Raw genomic sequence first — 15,026 nt, 5'->3', positions numbered from 1 at the left:
AAGCCGTTCTTCGGCCCTGGTTTCTACATCGCCATTCCGCCGTCGACGCGCACGACCTCGCCCGTAATGTAAGCAGCCGCATCGCTCGCTAAAAAGCGCACCACGCCGGCCACTTCCTCGGGACGTGCCATGCGCTTAAGGGGAATCTGTTCCTCGGTTGCCGTACGCACCTTCTCCGAGAGCTTTGCCGTCATATCGGTCTCGACAAACCCGGGGGCGACCGCGTTCGCTCGTACGCCACGAGGCGCAAGCTCGCGCGCCACCGCCTTGGTAAGCCCTATCACGCCCGCCTTGGAAGCAGCGTAGTTGGCTTGCCCGGCATTGCCCATCAGGCCCACGACCGAGCTCATGTTGACGACGCAACCGCCGCGCTGGCGCATAAAGGTCTTGGTGAGCGCGCGCGTCATATTGAATGTTCCCTTGAGATTGACATCGAGCACGCGATCGAATGCGTCATCGCCCATGCGCATGAGCAGGCCATCGCGGGTGATGCCGGCGTTGTTGACGAGCGCCCAAATGGAACCAAAGTCGTTGAGGACCGCTTCCACGCACGCGTTGACGGCAGCGGGATCGGCCACGTCGCATTGATATGCGCGTGCCGTGGCGCCAACCGCCTCACAGGCTTCGCACGTCTCGCACGCCGCATCGACGCTGCCGGCATAGACGACGGCGATATCAAAGCCGTCCTCCGCCAGACCGACAGCGCAGGCGCGGCCGATACCCCGCGAGCCGCCCGTGACCAGTGCCACACGACGTGAGTCGTTGCGCTCGAGCGCGCCGTTGTTCAAGTTGCCCATGTCATTCCTTTCGGGTTACAGCCCTGTGGACTATGCGAGCTCGTCGGCAATAGCTGCGACCTGCTCGGCCGTTTCGCACGAATACACGCGAACGTCGCTCAGCGTACGCTTGGCCAGGCCCGACAGCGTTTTGCCAGGGCCGACCTCAATAAACGTGTCGATGCCCTGATTCTGCAGAGCATGCAGCGTGTCGACCCAACGAACGGCATGACTCACCTGATTGGCCAAGACATCCGATGCCGCTCGCGGGTCCGCCGGATAGGGCGCCGCCGTCATGTTTGCCATGACCGGAATCAGCAGCGGTGACGGCGCGTGGCCGGCTTGGATATACGTCGCCAGCCCCTCAGTCGCCTCGGCCATATAGGGGCTATGAAATGCGCCCGACACCGCGACTTTCATAGCGCGGCCGCCAGCCTCTTTTACTAGGACGTCGAGCTCCTGCAGCGCATCGGGCGCTCCGGCAACAACCGTCTGCTGCGGACTGTTGTAGTTGACCGGCCAGCAGTCCTCGCCGGCCTGTTTTGCCAGGTTCTCGACTTGCGCCGCATCGAGCTTGATGACGGCGCGCATGCCGCCCGGATGGCGCTCGGCAGCCGCGGCCATCAGCGCCGCGCGCTCGCACACGAGCTCAAAGCCCGCTCGCGTATCGAACGCCCCCGCAAAGGTGAGCGCGGCGACCTCGCCAAGCGAAAAACCCGCACAGGCGGCAGGTACCACGCCGCGCTCACGCAGGGCGGCAGCCGCTGCCAGATCGTGAACGAACACGCACGGCTGCGTGTTCTCGGTCTGCGAGAGTTCCTCCTTGGAGGCGCTTCGGCACTGCTCACTGGTCCCCGGGCGCACCTCGTCGGCAATGGCGAACACCTCGGCGGCCGCCGGCGATGCCTCGATCAGGTCGACGCCCATCGCGGGGTGCTGGGCGCCCTGCCCGGCAAACAGAAACGCTACGCCACCCATGCGCACGCACCCTTCAGGACGCGCTCGGCACCATCGACCAGATCGTCAACGATTTCTCGTGCGCTCTGGCGCTCGCTAACCATGCCGGCAATCTGTCCACACAAAAACGAGCCCTCTTCGTAATTGCCGTCCTTGGCGGCCTTGCGAAGGGCGCCCGTGCCCATGGCCCCGAGCTCCTCGACGCTTACGCCCGCCGCCTCGCTCTTGGCGTAGGCGTTGGTGAAGGGGCTCTTGAGGGCACGCACCGGGTGTCCCGTCGAGCGGCCGGTCGCACGCGTCGAGGTGTCGTTGGCCTTCAGGACCATCTCCTTGTACTGCTCCGATACGGTGCACTCATCTGCGATCAGAAAGCGCGTACCCACCTGCACGCCGGCGGCGCCCAGCATAAAGGCGGCCGCCACGCCGCGGCCATCGGCGATACCGCCAGCCGCAACCACGGGAATATCGACCGCATCGACAACCTGCGGCACCAGTGCCATCGTCGAGGTCTCGCCAATATGGCCGCCTGATTCGGTACCCTCGGCAACCACGGCAGTGGCTCCACGACGCGCCACGAGACGCGCCAGCGCCACCGAAGCAACGACCGGGATGACCTTGATGCCCGCCTCGTTCCACGCCTTCATGTACTTGGTGGGATTGCCGGCACCCGTCACGACGACCGGCACCCGCTCGTCAATCACGACCCGCGCGACCTCGTCGGCAAACGGGCTCATGAGCATGACGTTGACGCCAAAGGGCTTATCCGTCCTGGCGCGCAGCTCATGAATCTGGTCGCGCAGCCAGTTGGCGTCGGCGTTCATGGCCGCGATAATCCCTAAGCCGCCCGCCTCGGACACTGCGGACGCCAGCGAGGCGTCGGCGATCCAGGCCATACCGCCCTGGAACACGGGCTTTTCGATGCCGAGCAGATCGCAGAGAGGAGTCTTGAGCATCTCTACTTCTCCAATGCCGCCTCGACCGTATCGGCGAACTCGCCGACCGTCTTGGGGTTCTCCTCGGTATCGAGCTGGATGCCAAACTCGTCCTCAACGGCGACGAGGATCTCGACGGTGCCCAGACTGTCGAGACCAATCTCCTCGAGCGTGGACTCGGGCTTCATCTCGACGTCGTCAAGACCGGCGGTCTCGCGGATAACATCGCAAACGCGCTCGAAGGTCTTCTGATCTGCCATGGTGGTTCTCCTTTGTTTGTGCCCTAGGGGCGTTTTTATTTCCTATGTGCGACTACTTCCAACGAAGTAGATAGCCACCTATATCCAGACCGGCGCCAAATCCAACGAGGGCGATGGTGTCGCCCGTGTGAAGTGCACCGGCGTTTGCCAGCCGGTCGAGGGCAAGCGGAATGCATGCGCTCGAAATGTTGCCGGTCTCGCGCAGCGTTCGAACCACGCGCTTGTCTGGCACACCGAGGCGCTTGACCGCCTGACTCAGGATTCGTTCGTTAGCCTGATGGAATACAAAATGGTCGATGTCCTCGACCGAAATGCCCGCATCGCTCGCAAGCTTATGGACCGTGTCGCAAATCGCGTTGACGCCGAACTTGAACACGCGGCGGCCATTCATGGACAGCACGCTCTCGCTATCTGCGGAGGCCTTAAACGGCGAGGTGCCGACCAGACCGGGAACGCACAACGTCTCGACGTCGGGCGCCGTCGAAAGCTCAACGGCAAGGGGGCTGTCTCCCCCAGCCTCAATCACCGCGGCGCCTGCCCCATCGCCAAAGAGCACACAGGTGGCGCGGTCGGTCCAGTCGAGCGCGCGCGTCATCTGCTCGGCGGCAACGACAAGCACATGCTTGGCTCGTCCTCGGGCGATATAGCCCTCGGCAACATCGAGCGCAAATACGAAGCCGGCGCAGGCAGCCGAGACATCGAAGGCAGGGCACGTCGCGCCCAGTCGCTCAGCAACGGCACACGCCTCGGCGGGAACAAGGTGGTCACCCGTCGTCGTCGAGCAGACGATCAGATCCAACTGGCTCGCGTCGATTCCGGACACCTGAAGTGCCCGCTCGCTCGCCGCTACGGCAAGGTCGTCAAGTGACTCGGTAGTGCAGACGTGGCGACTCTTAATACCTGTGCGGGTAAAAATCCACTCATCCGAGGTATCGAGGAACTCGGACAGCTCGTCATTGGAAACACTGCGCTTGGGAAGCGCCGAGCCTGTTCCAAGAATCGTGAAACCCATCACTAACCTCCTTTGAGTTGTTGATGCGTTTACATCGACCAAGAGAGGATAGCGCATTTCAGTCGTTGTTAACGTGTTAACATTAAATTGTCCAAATGCGACAAAGGCTTCACATTGTGTCTCTCTCGACACCATTGCGTTATTCACTTATTCATTAAGGAGGTAGCAGCCGTTATGGATGCCAAATTAACGATAGTCGACGTAACCGGATCGACCAACGATGACCTGCTCGAAGCAGGAAAACAGGGAGCGCCGCACGGAACAGGACTTGCCGCCCGGGCTCAGACAGCAGGACGCGGCCGGCGCGGCCACAAGTGGGATTCAACCGCCGGCAACCTATTGCTTTCGATTGTCCTGCGTCCATGCGTTAATCCTGCGAAGTACTCTGGTCTTGCTGCCGTCAGCGGCCTAGCGGTGCTCGAGGCGCTCGAAAAACAGGGTCTTGCAAACGAGATTGGCCTCAAATGGCCCAACGACCTGGTCGCGCGTGGACGCAAACTCGGCGGCATTCTGGTCGAGGCCGCACGCGATAACGAAGGCAAACCTTTCGCCGTCTGTGGCATTGGTGTCAATGTGAACTATGCGCCCCAAGAGGTGCCCGATGGCGGCCTGCCGGCAATCGGTCTCTCGGACCTTAACGAGAACGTTCCAGCTGTCGACATGCTCCTCGATGAGGTCTATCACGCAGTTATAGACGCTATAGATGCCTGGGCAGAACGCCTCAACGCCATGGAAGAAAACACCGGACCGCTCGCGCCCGTCCACGGCGAATATGTCGCTCACCTCAATTGGATTGGAAAGCACGTTATCGCCCGCTCCCCTGCCGGTGACGAGCTGGCGCGAGGCATCTTTAAAACGGTCGATGGCTTTGGTCGTGCGTGCATCGAAACAGAAGACGGCTTGCGATCCTTCCATTTTGAGGAAGCGTCATTGCGCCCCTTGAGTGAGTAGGTTGCCACAGCCAGCCGCTCGGCAGCCTTACCCGGCGATCCAAACCCATCATGCAAAACAAAAGGGCCCCGCTACCGTAACGGCAGCGGGGCCCTTTAAGCTATGAGCGATATCGCTTAGAGCTTGATGTCGATGTCGACGCCAGCGGGGAGGTCGAGACGCATAAGCGAATCAACGGTGCCCGAGGTGGGGTCGAGGATGTCGATGAGGCGCTTGTGGGTGCGCATCTCGAACTGCTCACGGGAGTCCTTGTTCACGTGCGGCGAGCGGATAACCGTGTACAGGTTGCGCTCGGTGGGCAGGGGGACAGGACCGGAAACGCGAGCACCGGTCTTCTGAGCGGTCTCGACGATGAGCTTCGCGGACTGATCGACGACCTCGTGATCATAGCCCTTGAGGCGAATGCGGATCTTCTGGGTAGCCAACTTAAACCTCCAAAGAGTGCGAGAGATGTTCTCGCGGATTACGTAACAGGGAGCTCGAACTTAGGCGTTCTTGCTCATGACCTCGTCCACGATGGACTTGGGCGCGGGCTCATAAGAGTCGAACTGCATCGTGTAGGATGCACGGCCCTGGGTCTGGGAGCGAAGGTCGGTAGCGTAACCGAACATCTCGCCCAGCGGCACCTTGGCACGGATGAGCTTGCTGTTCTTGCGATCCTCCATGCCCTCGATCTTGCCGCGGCGACCGGAGAGGTTGCCCATAACGTCGCCCATGTACTGCTCGGGGGTCTCGACCTCGACAGCCATGATCGGCTCGAGCAGCTGCGGGTCGGACTTCTTGAGGGCGTCCTTGATAGCCATGGAACCGGCGATCTTGAAGGCGGCCTCGGAGGAGTCGACCTCGTGGTAAGAACCGTCGAACAGGGTGACCTTAACGTCGAGGACCGGGAAGCCGGCGATAACACCGGTGTTCAGGGCTTCCTGGATGCCCTTGTCGATGGACGGGATGTACTCCTTGGGCACGACGCCGCCGACGATAGCGTTGACGAACTCGTAGCCGAAGCCCTCCTCCATCTTCTCGAGCTTGATGACGGCGTGGCCGTACTGACCGCGACCACCGGACTGACGGACGAACTTGCCCTCAGCCTTCTCGACGTCGTGACCAGCGGTCTCGCGGTAGGCAACCTGGGGCTTACCGACGTTAGCGTCAACCTTGAACTCGCGGAGCAGACGGTCGACGATGATCTCGAGGTGCAGCTCGCCCATGCCGGCGATGATGGTCTGGCCGGTCTCGTGGTTGGTGGACACCTGGAAGGTCGGGTCCTCCTCGGCGAGCTTGGTCAGAGCCAGGGACATCTTGTCCTGCTCGGCCTTGGTCTTGGGCTCGATGGCAACGTCAATAACGGGCTTAGCGAACTCGATCTTCTCGAGGACGATCTCCTTGCCCTCGGCGCACAGGGTGTCACCGGTGGTGGAGTTCTTGAAGCCGACGCAAGCGACGATGTCGCCGGCGGCAGCGTCGTCACGGTCGATACGCTCGGCGGCGTTCATCTCGAGGATGCGGCCGAGGCGCTCGCGCTGACCATTGGAAGCGTTGACCACGTAGGAGCCAGACTCGGCGCGGCCGGAGTAAACGCGGACGTAGGTGAGCTTACCGACGAACGGGTCGGTCATGATCTTGAAGACCAGGCCGGAGAAGGGCTCGTCGAAGGAAGGATGACGCTGGATCTCCTCGCCGGTGTCCGGATCGGTACCGGTGACGGCCTCAACGTCGAGCGGGCTGGGCAGGTAGTCGACGACAGCGTCGAGCAGCTCCTGGACGCCCTTGTTCTTGTAGGCGGAGCCCACGAAGACGAGGTTGAGCTCGTTGGCCAGAACGCCCTTACGCAGAGCAGCCTTGAGCTCCTCGACGGTGAAGTCCTCCTCCATGAGGATCTTCTCCATGAGCTCGTCGTCAAAGCTGGCAGCAGCGTCGAGGAGCTCCTCGCGCTTGGTGGCAGCGATGTCGGCAAACTCAGCCGGGATCTCGTCCATCGGCTCGGGGTAGGTCATGCCCTTCTCGTCGGCCTTGAAGTCCCATGCAGTCATGGTGACCAGGTCGATGACGCCCCAGAAGTTGTCCTCGGCGCCCATCGGGACCTGAGCGGCCACGGCGTTGGCGTCGAGACGATCCTTCATGGTCTCGATAGCGTTGAAGAAGTCAGCGCCCACGCGGTCATACTTGTTGATGAAGGCGATGCGGGGAACGTTGAAGGTAGAAGCCTGACGCCAAACGGTCTCAGACTGGGGCTGAACGCCGGCAACGGCGTCGAAGACGGCGACAGCGCCATCGAGGACGCGCAGGCAGCGCTCGACCTCGGCGGTGAAGTCAACGTGGCCCGGGGTGTCGATGATCTGGATGCGGTAGTCCTTACCGTCCTTGTTCCAGAAGCACGTGGTAGCAGCGGAGGTAATGGTTACGCCGCGCTCCTGCTCCTGAACCATCCAGTCCATGGTGGCAGCGCCCTCATGGACCTCACCGATCTTGTGGGTCTTACCGGTGTAGTAAAGAATACGCTCGGTCGTGGTGGTCTTACCGGCATCGATGTGAGCCATGATGCCGATGTTACGGGTATCGGAAAGCTTGTACTTAGGCTTAGCCATGTTAGTTCCTTACCTTAACTTACCAACGATAGTGAGAGAACGCGCGGTTGGCCTCGGCCATCTTGAAGACGTCCTCACGCTTCTTGACGGAAGCGCCCAGGCCGTTGGAGGCGTCGAGGATCTCGTTGGCGAGACGCTCGGCCATGGTCTTCTCCTTGCGAGCGCGGGAGAAGTTGACGATCCAGCGGATACCCAGAGCGGTGGAACGACGGGAGTTGACCTCCATCGGGACCTGATAGGTAGCGCCACCGACACGCTTGGGCTTAACCTCGAGCGTGGGCTTGACGTTGTCCATAGCCTTCTTGAAGGTAGCGAGAGCGTCGCCACCCTCGGACTTCTCGGCAACGATCTCGAAAGCGGTGTAAACGATGCGCTCAGCGGTGGCCTTCTTGCCGTCAAGAAGGACCTTGTTGATGAGCTGAGTCACCAGGCGGTTGTTGTAAACGGCGTCAGGCTGAACCTCACGACGATTAGCTGCTGCACGACGCGGCATGTGAAATCTCCTTAAGTGTCTACCGTGCGGCGCTCAAGACGGCACACGGCGAAAGTATCAAAACGTTATCTGGCTTATTTAGCCTTGGGGCGCTTAGCACCGTACTTGGAACGGGCCTGCATACGGTTCTGGACCGGAGCAGCGTCGTAGGCGCCACGGATGACGTGATAACGGACACCAGGGAGGTCACGGACACGACCGCCGCGGACGAGCACGATGGAGTGCTCCTGCAGGTTGTGGCCCTCACCCGGGATGTAAGCAGTAACTTCGATGCCGTTGACAAGGCGAACACGGGCAACCTTACGAAGAGCCGAGTTCGGCTTCTTGGGGCTCGTGGTGAAGACGCGGGTGCACACGCCGCGCTTCTGGGAGTTGTGCTGCAGAGCAGCGTTCTTGGACTTCTTGGGCACGGAACGACGGCCCTGGCGAACCAGCTGGTTAATAGTAGGCAAAGCGTACTCCTTCTCGAATGATTCCAGCTTTCTGTAAAGTGCAACGGCTTGAATCGAGGGGTCAGCATCCCCCTACGAAACACGCAGTTCGATAGGATACGTGCCGTTAGCTGTGTCGTCAACAGACCACGCCGCCGGGCGTATCCCAAAATAGCTATATTTCCGCAAAGCCTCCATAAAAGGAATCCCCGCCTGTGCGCAAGTGCCCATTCCAGCCGTCCATGTAACACAAAAATGGCCGCTTCCTCTAGCAGGAAGCGGCCTCAAGCCTTACGAGTAGACGATGGTAAAGGGTACTTCTGTTTCGGTCTCTCCTGTTGATGTGTACCTCGCGCCCTCGAGGGTTACCGAGACCACTTGATCGACATCAATCAACTTCGTTGGCACCCAAATGTTCTCTCCGCTATTGCGTGCCATCGAAACATAGAAATTGTACGCCCCTGCGTCGTCATCTTCGATAATCTGCTCTGACCCATCCTTGTAGGTGACGGTCAGTTTATGATCAACTGCTTCATAGCCCAGATCATCGATGTGCGTCTGGATGGAAAACGGGCTAATCTCGAGAGGCGAGTCATCGGAGCGGAGTTCTTTTGTATCGACGTGCGCTCCGACGTTAAACTCTGGCGTCGATACCTCGATCACCTTCGCATCCTCACCTTTGCCCTCCGTCCAACTGATATTCCAGGTGACCGCATGTCGTAAATCTCGATCGCGATTCCAAGATGCAAAGTACATCGTGCCGTTAATGACCGTGTCGCTTGATGTGTCTTTATCAATGGTGCAGCGTGTATCAGCCCATTCCTCGCCGAAGTTCATGCTGGGTGTACTGACGCCCCCTTCTTCTTCACCATAGAGAACAAGTTCGCCAAGCTCTGCCGCCGGCTTGTAGTAGTTAACGCCATTCGGATTGGACAATGTAAACGTCACAGCACCGCAACCGTTCTCGTCGATTGCCATCTCATGAATGTCGAGCGTATAGCCGTTGCCCTCGACGGACAGATTGACCTTCTGGACTGCACCCTCCAGGCTTTGGGGCGCGATACCATCACCAAACTCTCTGGTGTAGGTATATTTCGTCCCCGACGAGCCGCCATTTGTCCAGGTAACGGACTCTCCGTTGCCATGGTTTCCCCAGGCAGAGGCAAAATAACTGGAATTGACAACAGCGTAGGCGACCCCTCCGGTCGCCAGCACTCCGGCAAGACATCCGATTACGGCAACATACAGAGGCTTCGCGTGACCCTTTCGGCGAAGCGGCTCACCAGCAGCGGCATAAAGAACACGGTCAGCAAGATCGCTATCGGCTTGGACGGACTCGAAGGCCTGCTTGATTTGGTTGGATTTCACGGTCGCCCTCCTCTAGGATGAACTTGAGTTTCGATCTGCCGCGAGCTAAACGCGTTCGAACGGTCGCGGCTGGTACGTGCAACAACTCGGCAATCTCTGAAGTCGAAAAGCCCAGATAGTAATAGAGCACGATGGGGATACGGAATCGTTCCGGAAGCCGCATGACGTCTAATAGGACGGCCTTGGTCTCATCCTGCGCCGTCGAAAGCGAATCGGCCAGGTTCTCAATATCCTCCACGCGTCTCCACGGCTTTCGAAAGAGAGATTTGCATTCATTGATCGTGACCCGGATAAGCCATCGACGAAGATGTTCCCAGCTTTCAAATTGCGCATCGCTTTTGAGTAACTTCAGAAAGACGTCTTGAGCGACATCGTCGGCGTCGGCGCGATCACGCAGGTACGTCAACGCGATCCGAAACACGACATCCCGGTGGTCTTCGACCGCCTGTCTAAATGCTTGTTCTTCCATAATCACCTCCCGGTGACGTTAATAGTTCTCGATGAGGCCCTCACCATAGATACGCTCTGACCGGACGAAATGTTTCAAATTCAAGCAGGAAAAACCTACCAAAATAAACCTGTCCCTTTTTTGGCAAGGGATCAACGGAACGCAACAGGTTGAGCATACGCAAGCGAGCGGCCCCCAGAGCGTACAAGGTGGCATGAAAAAGGCAGGGCATTGACCTTTTGGTCATGCCCTGCCTTTTGAATGACAGATTGTAGCTCTGGGGGCCGCGCAGCGACGGAGGTCGCCGCCGTTCGTTAGAACGGCGGAACTAATTACTCCTCGTCGTTGTCCTTGGCCTCTTCGGCGTCGTCGGTGTCCACGAGCTGGTTGAGCAGCTCGTCGAGGGAAGCCATGTCCTCGTTGATGGCACCGTTGGCGGGAGCCTTCTTGTCGTCGATCGGGGCGCCCAGGAGCTCCTCCTCGTCGTCGGCGTGATGCGTCGGAGCGGAGGTGCCCAGCAGGATGTCGTCCGGACCGTCGGGGCTAAAGACCATCTGCAGCAGCTGCGAGAGGTCTTCCTCGTCGGCAACGTCGTCGTTGTTCTCGAGGATGTAGAGCAGGTCGTGGGCCTCCAGACCGTCACGGAGCTCCTCGATCGCCTTGGCACCGATGCCATCGATGCGCAGCAGATCCTCCTCGGACTTGCCAACCAGGTCGCCGACCGTCTCGATGCCGACCTCGCTGAACTTGTTGGTCCAGCGCTGCGACACGCCCAGGTCGTCGAACAGGTACAGGCGAGCCTTCTCGGCGGAGATGGTGTGACCGTTACGGGTGAACGAACCGTCAGCACCACCAAACTCGTCGTAGCCGGCCCAGTCGAGCTGCTGCGGGAGCTGCTCGTCCAGGTCCTTGAGCTCCACAGGAGCCCACTCGGGCAGCGACTTGGCGTTGGGCGAAGCCGGACCGTCGATGTCAACATAGCCGTCGGCCGTACGATACGTCAGCTTGGCGTTGGCGTACGGCTTGAGGCCGGTACCAGCCGGGATCTTCTTACCGACGATGACGTTGGACTTAAGGTCGAGCAGGTGGTCGACCTTGCCCTCGATGGCAGCCTCGGTAAGGACGCCAGCGGTGCGGATAAACGAAGCGCTCGACAGCCAGGAGTCGATGTTGGACGCGACCTTGAGCGTACCCAGGATGACGGGCTCGGCCACGGGAGCCTGACCGCCCAGACGGGCAACGCGCTCGACCTCGTCGGCGAACTCGTAGCGGTCGACGTACTGACCAAGCAGGTACTTGGAGTCACCGGGGTTGGTGATCTGAACGCGACGCAGCATCTGACGTGCGAGCACCTCGATGTGCTTGTCGTTCAGGTCGACGCCCTGGCTGGTGTAGACGTCCTTGACGCTCTCGACGAAGGTGTGCATCGTCGACTCGATGTCGGTCAGCTTGCGCAGGTTGCGGAAGTTGACGAAGCCCTTGGTGATCTGGTCGCCGGCGCGAACCTCGCAGCCGTCCTCGATCTCGGGCATGAAGCGCACCGAAGCGGGAACGCGGCGCTCATCGAGGACACGGGTGTGATCCTCGGAGTCGGTGAGCGTCAGCACGTACTCGGACTTCTCGGGCTTAATCGAGAGGTGACCGGAGTACGGAGCCAGCTCGGCCTCGCGACCCAGGATCTTCTCGTTGACGTTGCCGACGATATCGAACATACGGCTGACCGTAGGCAGACCCTGCGTAATATCGTCGACGCCAGCGACGCCGCCGGAGTGAATGGTACGCATCGTAAGCTGCGTACCGGGCTCGCCGATGGACTGGGCGGCAATAATGCCGACCGCGGTACCGATGGCGACCGGACGACGGGTGGAAAGATCCCAGCCGTAGCACTTCTGGCACACGCCGTACTTGGAGCGGCAGGTGAGCAGCGCGCGAAGCTTGACCTTCTTAAGGCCGGCATCGACCATCTTCTGGATGTCGGCGACCTTCTCGATGTAGCCGTCCTGCTCAAAGAGCACGGTGCCATCGGGGGCCACGACGTCCTCGATGAAGCAACGGCCGACGAGGTCGGTGTTGAGGTCGGTGGTGCCGGGGATGATGAGGTTGTAGGTGACGCCCTCGTGCGTACCGCAGTCCTCCTCGCGGACGATGACGTCCTGGGCCACGTCGACCAGACGACGGGTCAGGTAACCAGAGTCCGAGGTGTGGGATGCGGTATCGACCAGGCCCTTACGGGCGCCGTAGGTCGAAATGAAGTACTCGAGCGGCAGCAGGCCCTCGCGGAAGTTCGCCTTAATGGGAAGGTCGATCGTCTCGCCGGACATGTCTGCCATCAGGCCACGCATGCCGCCGAGCTGACGCAGCTGGGTCTTAGAACCACGGGCGCCGGAGTCGGCCATCATGTAGAGCGGGTTCTCCTCGTCGAACAAGTCGAGCATGAGCGCTGCGACCTTATCGGTACAAGCGGTCCACTCGTTAACGACTTCGATGTGGCGCTCCGTCTCGTTGATGAAGCCCTCCTCGAAGTACTCGTTGATCTGGTCGACGTTGGCCTGGGCGCGATCGAGCAGCTCCTGCTTCTCGGCAGGGATGAGAGCGTCCCACACCGAGATGGTGAGGCCGGCGCGGGTAGCGTAGTGGAAGCCGGAGTACTTGATGGCGTCGAGGATCGGACCGACCTTGGCCTCGGGGTAACGATCGCAGCAGTCCGCAACCAGCTTGGCCACGTCGCCCTTGACCATCTTGTAGTTCATGAACTCATAGTCTTCGGGCAGGCACTGGCGGTTGAAGATGATGCGGCCGATAGAGGTCTCGAAGCGCGCGGTCTTGTTGCCGGTGACGTCGTAGTCGACAAACTCGTTCTTGCCGTTCTTGACGCGGAAGATACGGGTGCCGTCCTCGTTGATGACATTGGCGTCGGCAGCGGACACGCGGACCTGAATCTTGGCCTGCATGTCGACCTCGGAGCGGCAGTCATAGGCGTGCAGCGCGTCGTCGAAGCTGGCGAACACGTGGTTCTCGCCCGGCAGACCGTCGCGGACCTGGGTCAGGTAGTACACACCGATGATCATGTCCTGCGAGGGGATGTTAACCGGCTTGCCGGATGCCGGCGAGCGCAGGTTGTTCGCAGAGAGCATAAGCACGCGAGCCTCGGCCTGAGCCTGGCTGGACAGCGGCACATGGACAGACATCTGGTCGCCGTCGAAGTCGGCGTTGAAGGGCGAGCAGACCAGCGGATGCAGGTGGATAGCCTTGCCCTCGACCAGCACCGGCTCAAAGGCCTGGATGGACAGACGGTGCAGGGTCGGTGCACGGTTGAGCAGCACGACGCGGCCGTCGATGACCTCTTCGAGGATATCCCACACAAAGGTGGCACCGCGGTCGATAGCGCGCTTGGCGCCCTTGATGTTCTCGACCTTGCCGAGCTCGACCAGGCGCTTCATGACGAAGGGCTTGAAGAGCTCCAGCGCCATGGTCTTGGGCAGACCGCACTGGTGCAGCAGCAGCTTGGGGTCGGTAACGATAACCGAACGGCCGGAGTAGTCGACACGCTTGCCCAGCAGGTTCTGACGGAAACGACCCTGCTTGCCCTTGAGGGCCTCGGCGAGCGACTTGAGCGGGCGACCGCCACGGCCAGAGACCGGGCGACCACGGCGGCCGTTGTCGAACAGGGCGTCCACAGACTCCTGGAGCATGCGCTTCTCGTTGTTCACGATGATCGCAGGGGCGTCCAGGTCGAGCAGGCGCTTGAGTCGGTTGTTACGGTTGATCACGCGACGATACAGGTCGTTGAGGTCGGACGCGGCAAAGCGACCGCCGTCGAGCTGGACCATCGGGCGCAGATCGGGCGGAATGACCGGGATGACATCCAGGATCATGTTCGCGGGGCTGTTGCCACCCTTCAGGAAGGCGTCAACGACCTCGAGGCGCTTGACGGCCTTCTCGCGCTTCTGCTTCTGGGAATCCTCGTCGGCAATGATGGCCTTGAGCTTCTCGGCCTCGGAAGGAAGGTCGATGGCAGCGAGCAGGTCGCGGACGGCCTCGGCACCCATGCCACCCTTGAAGTACATGGAGTAGTAGCGGGTCATCTCGCGGAACAGCGGCTCATCGGAGATGAGGTCGCGCTCGGTGAGCTTCATGAAGGCGTTGAAGGCGTCCGTGCGGAGCTGCTTCTCGTCCTTGCACTCTTCCTCGATGTCGACGATGCCAGAGGCGATCTCCTCGGGGGTCAGCGGCTCCTCGTCGGAGAACTCGTCAAAGTTCTCGGGGTCGCCCTGCTCCTTGAGGGACTCGATCTGGCGGGCGCACTCGGCATCGATCTCTTCCAGATCGGCGGCGAGCTCCTCGCGCAGGTCGTCAGCGTCGGCCTCGCGAGCCTCGTAGTCAACCTCGGTGATGATGTAGCTGGCAAAGTACAGAACCTTCTCGAGGTCCTTGGACTTGATGTCGAGCATACGGCTCATCGGGAAGCTCGTGGGGCTCTTGAAGTACCAGATGTGGGACACGGGAGCGGCGAGCTCGATGTGGCCCATGCGGTCGCGACGCACCTTGGCCGAGGTGACCTCGACGCCGCAGCGCTCGCAGACGATGCCCTTAAAGCGGATGCCCTTGTACTTGCCGCAGGAGCACTCCCAGTCCTTGGCGGGACCGAAGATCTTCTCGCAGAACAGGCCGTCCTTCTCGGGCTTGAGGGTACGGTAATTGATGGTCTCCGGCTTCTTGACCTCACCGTGCGACCAGGAACGGATCTGGTCGGCGGAGGCAAGGGAGATCTTTACCGAGTCAAAATCAGTAGCTTCGAAATCTGCCACAGTCA

At 60.6% G+C, this 15,026-nt stretch carries 13 protein-coding genes; 1 reads left to right on the top strand and 12 read right to left on the bottom strand.

The features are described 5' to 3' along the window. Nucleotides 1-23: 23 nt before the first annotated feature. The 5 genes from fabG to DW661_RS05015 are packed head-to-tail and all read right to left on the bottom strand — an operon-like array spanning nucleotide 24 to nucleotide 3,937. A complete protein-coding gene (gene fabG / locus DW661_RS05035; RefSeq protein ID WP_118934858.1) occupies nucleotides 24-797 on the bottom strand; it encodes a 3-oxoacyl-[acyl-carrier-protein] reductase in 774 nt (257 codons plus the stop codon). A 30-nt stretch (nucleotides 798-827) separates the two neighbouring features. Next, nucleotides 828-1,754, bottom strand: a complete 927-nt coding sequence (locus DW661_RS05030) for an ACP S-malonyltransferase (RefSeq protein ID WP_118934856.1) — start codon at nucleotides 1,752-1,754, stop codon at nucleotides 828-830. Then, nucleotides 1,742-2,686: an enoyl-[acyl-carrier-protein] reductase FabK gene (gene fabK / locus DW661_RS05025; protein ID WP_118934854.1), complete on the bottom strand. Its 945-nt coding sequence runs from the start codon at nucleotides 2,684-2,686 to the stop codon at nucleotides 1,742-1,744. Before fabK ends, DW661_RS05030 begins: the two co-directional genes overlap by 13 nt. Nucleotides 2,687-2,688: 2 nt before the next feature. Continuing rightward, complete coding sequence (locus tag DW661_RS05020; protein ID WP_006235019.1) at nucleotides 2,689-2,925, bottom strand: acyl carrier protein; 237 nt, start codon at nucleotides 2,923-2,925, stop codon at nucleotides 2,689-2,691. A gap of 52 nt (nucleotides 2,926-2,977) precedes the next feature. Continuing rightward, on the bottom strand, nucleotides 2,978-3,937 hold the full coding sequence (locus tag DW661_RS05015; RefSeq protein WP_117646091.1) for a 3-oxoacyl-ACP synthase III family protein: 960 nt from the start codon (nucleotides 3,935-3,937) through the stop codon (nucleotides 2,978-2,980). Between the two features lie 174 nt (nucleotides 3,938-4,111). Between DW661_RS05015 and DW661_RS05010 the strand changes: the two genes are divergently transcribed. Continuing rightward, nucleotides 4,112-4,888: a biotin--[acetyl-CoA-carboxylase] ligase gene (locus DW661_RS05010; protein WP_117635351.1), complete on the top strand. Its 777-nt coding sequence runs from the start codon at nucleotides 4,112-4,114 to the stop codon at nucleotides 4,886-4,888. Nucleotides 4,889-5,004: 116 nt separating this feature from the next. Here DW661_RS05010 and rpsJ read toward each other — a convergent pair whose 3' ends face one another. The 7 genes from rpsJ to DW661_RS04975 form a co-directional block, all read right to left on the bottom strand. Continuing rightward, complete coding sequence (gene rpsJ / locus DW661_RS05005; RefSeq protein ID WP_022094184.1) at nucleotides 5,005-5,313, bottom strand: 30S ribosomal protein S10; 309 nt, start codon at nucleotides 5,311-5,313, stop codon at nucleotides 5,005-5,007. 60 nt (nucleotides 5,314-5,373) lie between these two features. Then, entirely contained in the window at nucleotides 5,374-7,473 is a 2,100-nt protein-coding gene (fusA, locus tag DW661_RS05000) for an elongation factor G (protein WP_022094183.1), read from the bottom strand. 19 nt (nucleotides 7,474-7,492) lie between these two features. Beyond that, nucleotides 7,493-7,966 carry a 30S ribosomal protein S7 gene (gene rpsG, locus DW661_RS04995; protein ID WP_006235013.1) on the bottom strand — a complete coding sequence of 158 codons (474 nt, stop codon included), beginning with the start codon at nucleotides 7,964-7,966 and terminating at the stop codon, nucleotides 7,493-7,495. 74 nt (nucleotides 7,967-8,040) lie between these two features. Continuing rightward, on the bottom strand, nucleotides 8,041-8,418 hold the full coding sequence (rpsL, locus tag DW661_RS04990) for a 30S ribosomal protein S12 (RefSeq protein ID WP_006235012.1): 378 nt from the start codon (nucleotides 8,416-8,418) through the stop codon (nucleotides 8,041-8,043). Nucleotides 8,419-8,688: 270 nt separating this feature from the next. Continuing rightward, nucleotides 8,689-9,765 carry a DUF4179 domain-containing protein gene (locus tag DW661_RS04985; protein WP_118934852.1) on the bottom strand — a complete coding sequence of 359 codons (1,077 nt, stop codon included), beginning with the start codon at nucleotides 9,763-9,765 and terminating at the stop codon, nucleotides 8,689-8,691. After that, nucleotides 9,716-10,234, bottom strand: coding sequence for an RNA polymerase sigma factor (locus tag DW661_RS04980; protein WP_118934851.1), 519 nt, complete (start codon nucleotides 10,232-10,234; stop codon nucleotides 9,716-9,718). Before DW661_RS04980 ends, DW661_RS04985 begins: the two co-directional genes overlap by 50 nt. A gap of 311 nt (nucleotides 10,235-10,545) precedes the next feature. Further along, complete coding sequence (locus DW661_RS04975; protein WP_199584853.1) at nucleotides 10,546-15,021, bottom strand: DNA-directed RNA polymerase subunit beta'; 4,476 nt, start codon at nucleotides 15,019-15,021, stop codon at nucleotides 10,546-10,548. Nucleotides 15,022-15,026 lie beyond the last annotated feature (5 nt).

The organism is Collinsella sp. AM24-1, assembly GCF_003470325.1.
Taxonomy (GTDB): domain Bacteria; phylum Actinomycetota; class Coriobacteriia; order Coriobacteriales; family Coriobacteriaceae; genus Collinsella.
The sequence above is the reverse complement of the archived record's forward strand: the minus strand, read 5'-3'. Positions and strand labels throughout refer to the sequence as shown.

Coding starts and splice junctions, on each gene's coding strand:
- fabG (WP_118934858.1), bottom strand. CDS start 797: ATGGGCAACTTGAACAACGGCGCGCTCGAGCGCAACGACTCACGTCGT.
- DW661_RS05030 (WP_118934856.1), bottom strand. CDS start 1,754: ATGGGTGGCGTAGCGTTTCTGTTTGCCGGGCAGGGCGCCCAGCACCCC.
- fabK (WP_118934854.1), bottom strand. CDS start 2,686: ATGCTCAAGACTCCTCTCTGCGATCTGCTCGGCATCGAAAAGCCCGTG.
- DW661_RS05020 (WP_006235019.1), bottom strand. CDS start 2,925: ATGGCAGATCAGAAGACCTTCGAGCGCGTTTGCGATGTTATCCGCGAG.
- DW661_RS05015 (WP_117646091.1), bottom strand. CDS start 3,937: ATGGGTTTCACGATTCTTGGAACAGGCTCGGCGCTTCCCAAGCGCAGT.
- DW661_RS05010 (WP_117635351.1), top strand. CDS start 4,112: ATGGATGCCAAATTAACGATAGTCGACGTAACCGGATCGACCAACGAT.
- fusA (WP_022094183.1), bottom strand. CDS start 7,473: ATGGCTAAGCCTAAGTACAAGCTTTCCGATACCCGTAACATCGGCATC.
- rpsG (WP_006235013.1), bottom strand. CDS start 7,966: ATGCCGCGTCGTGCAGCAGCTAATCGTCGTGAGGTTCAGCCTGACGCC.
- DW661_RS04980 (WP_118934851.1), bottom strand. CDS start 10,234: ATGGAAGAACAAGCATTTAGACAGGCGGTCGAAGACCACCGGGATGTC.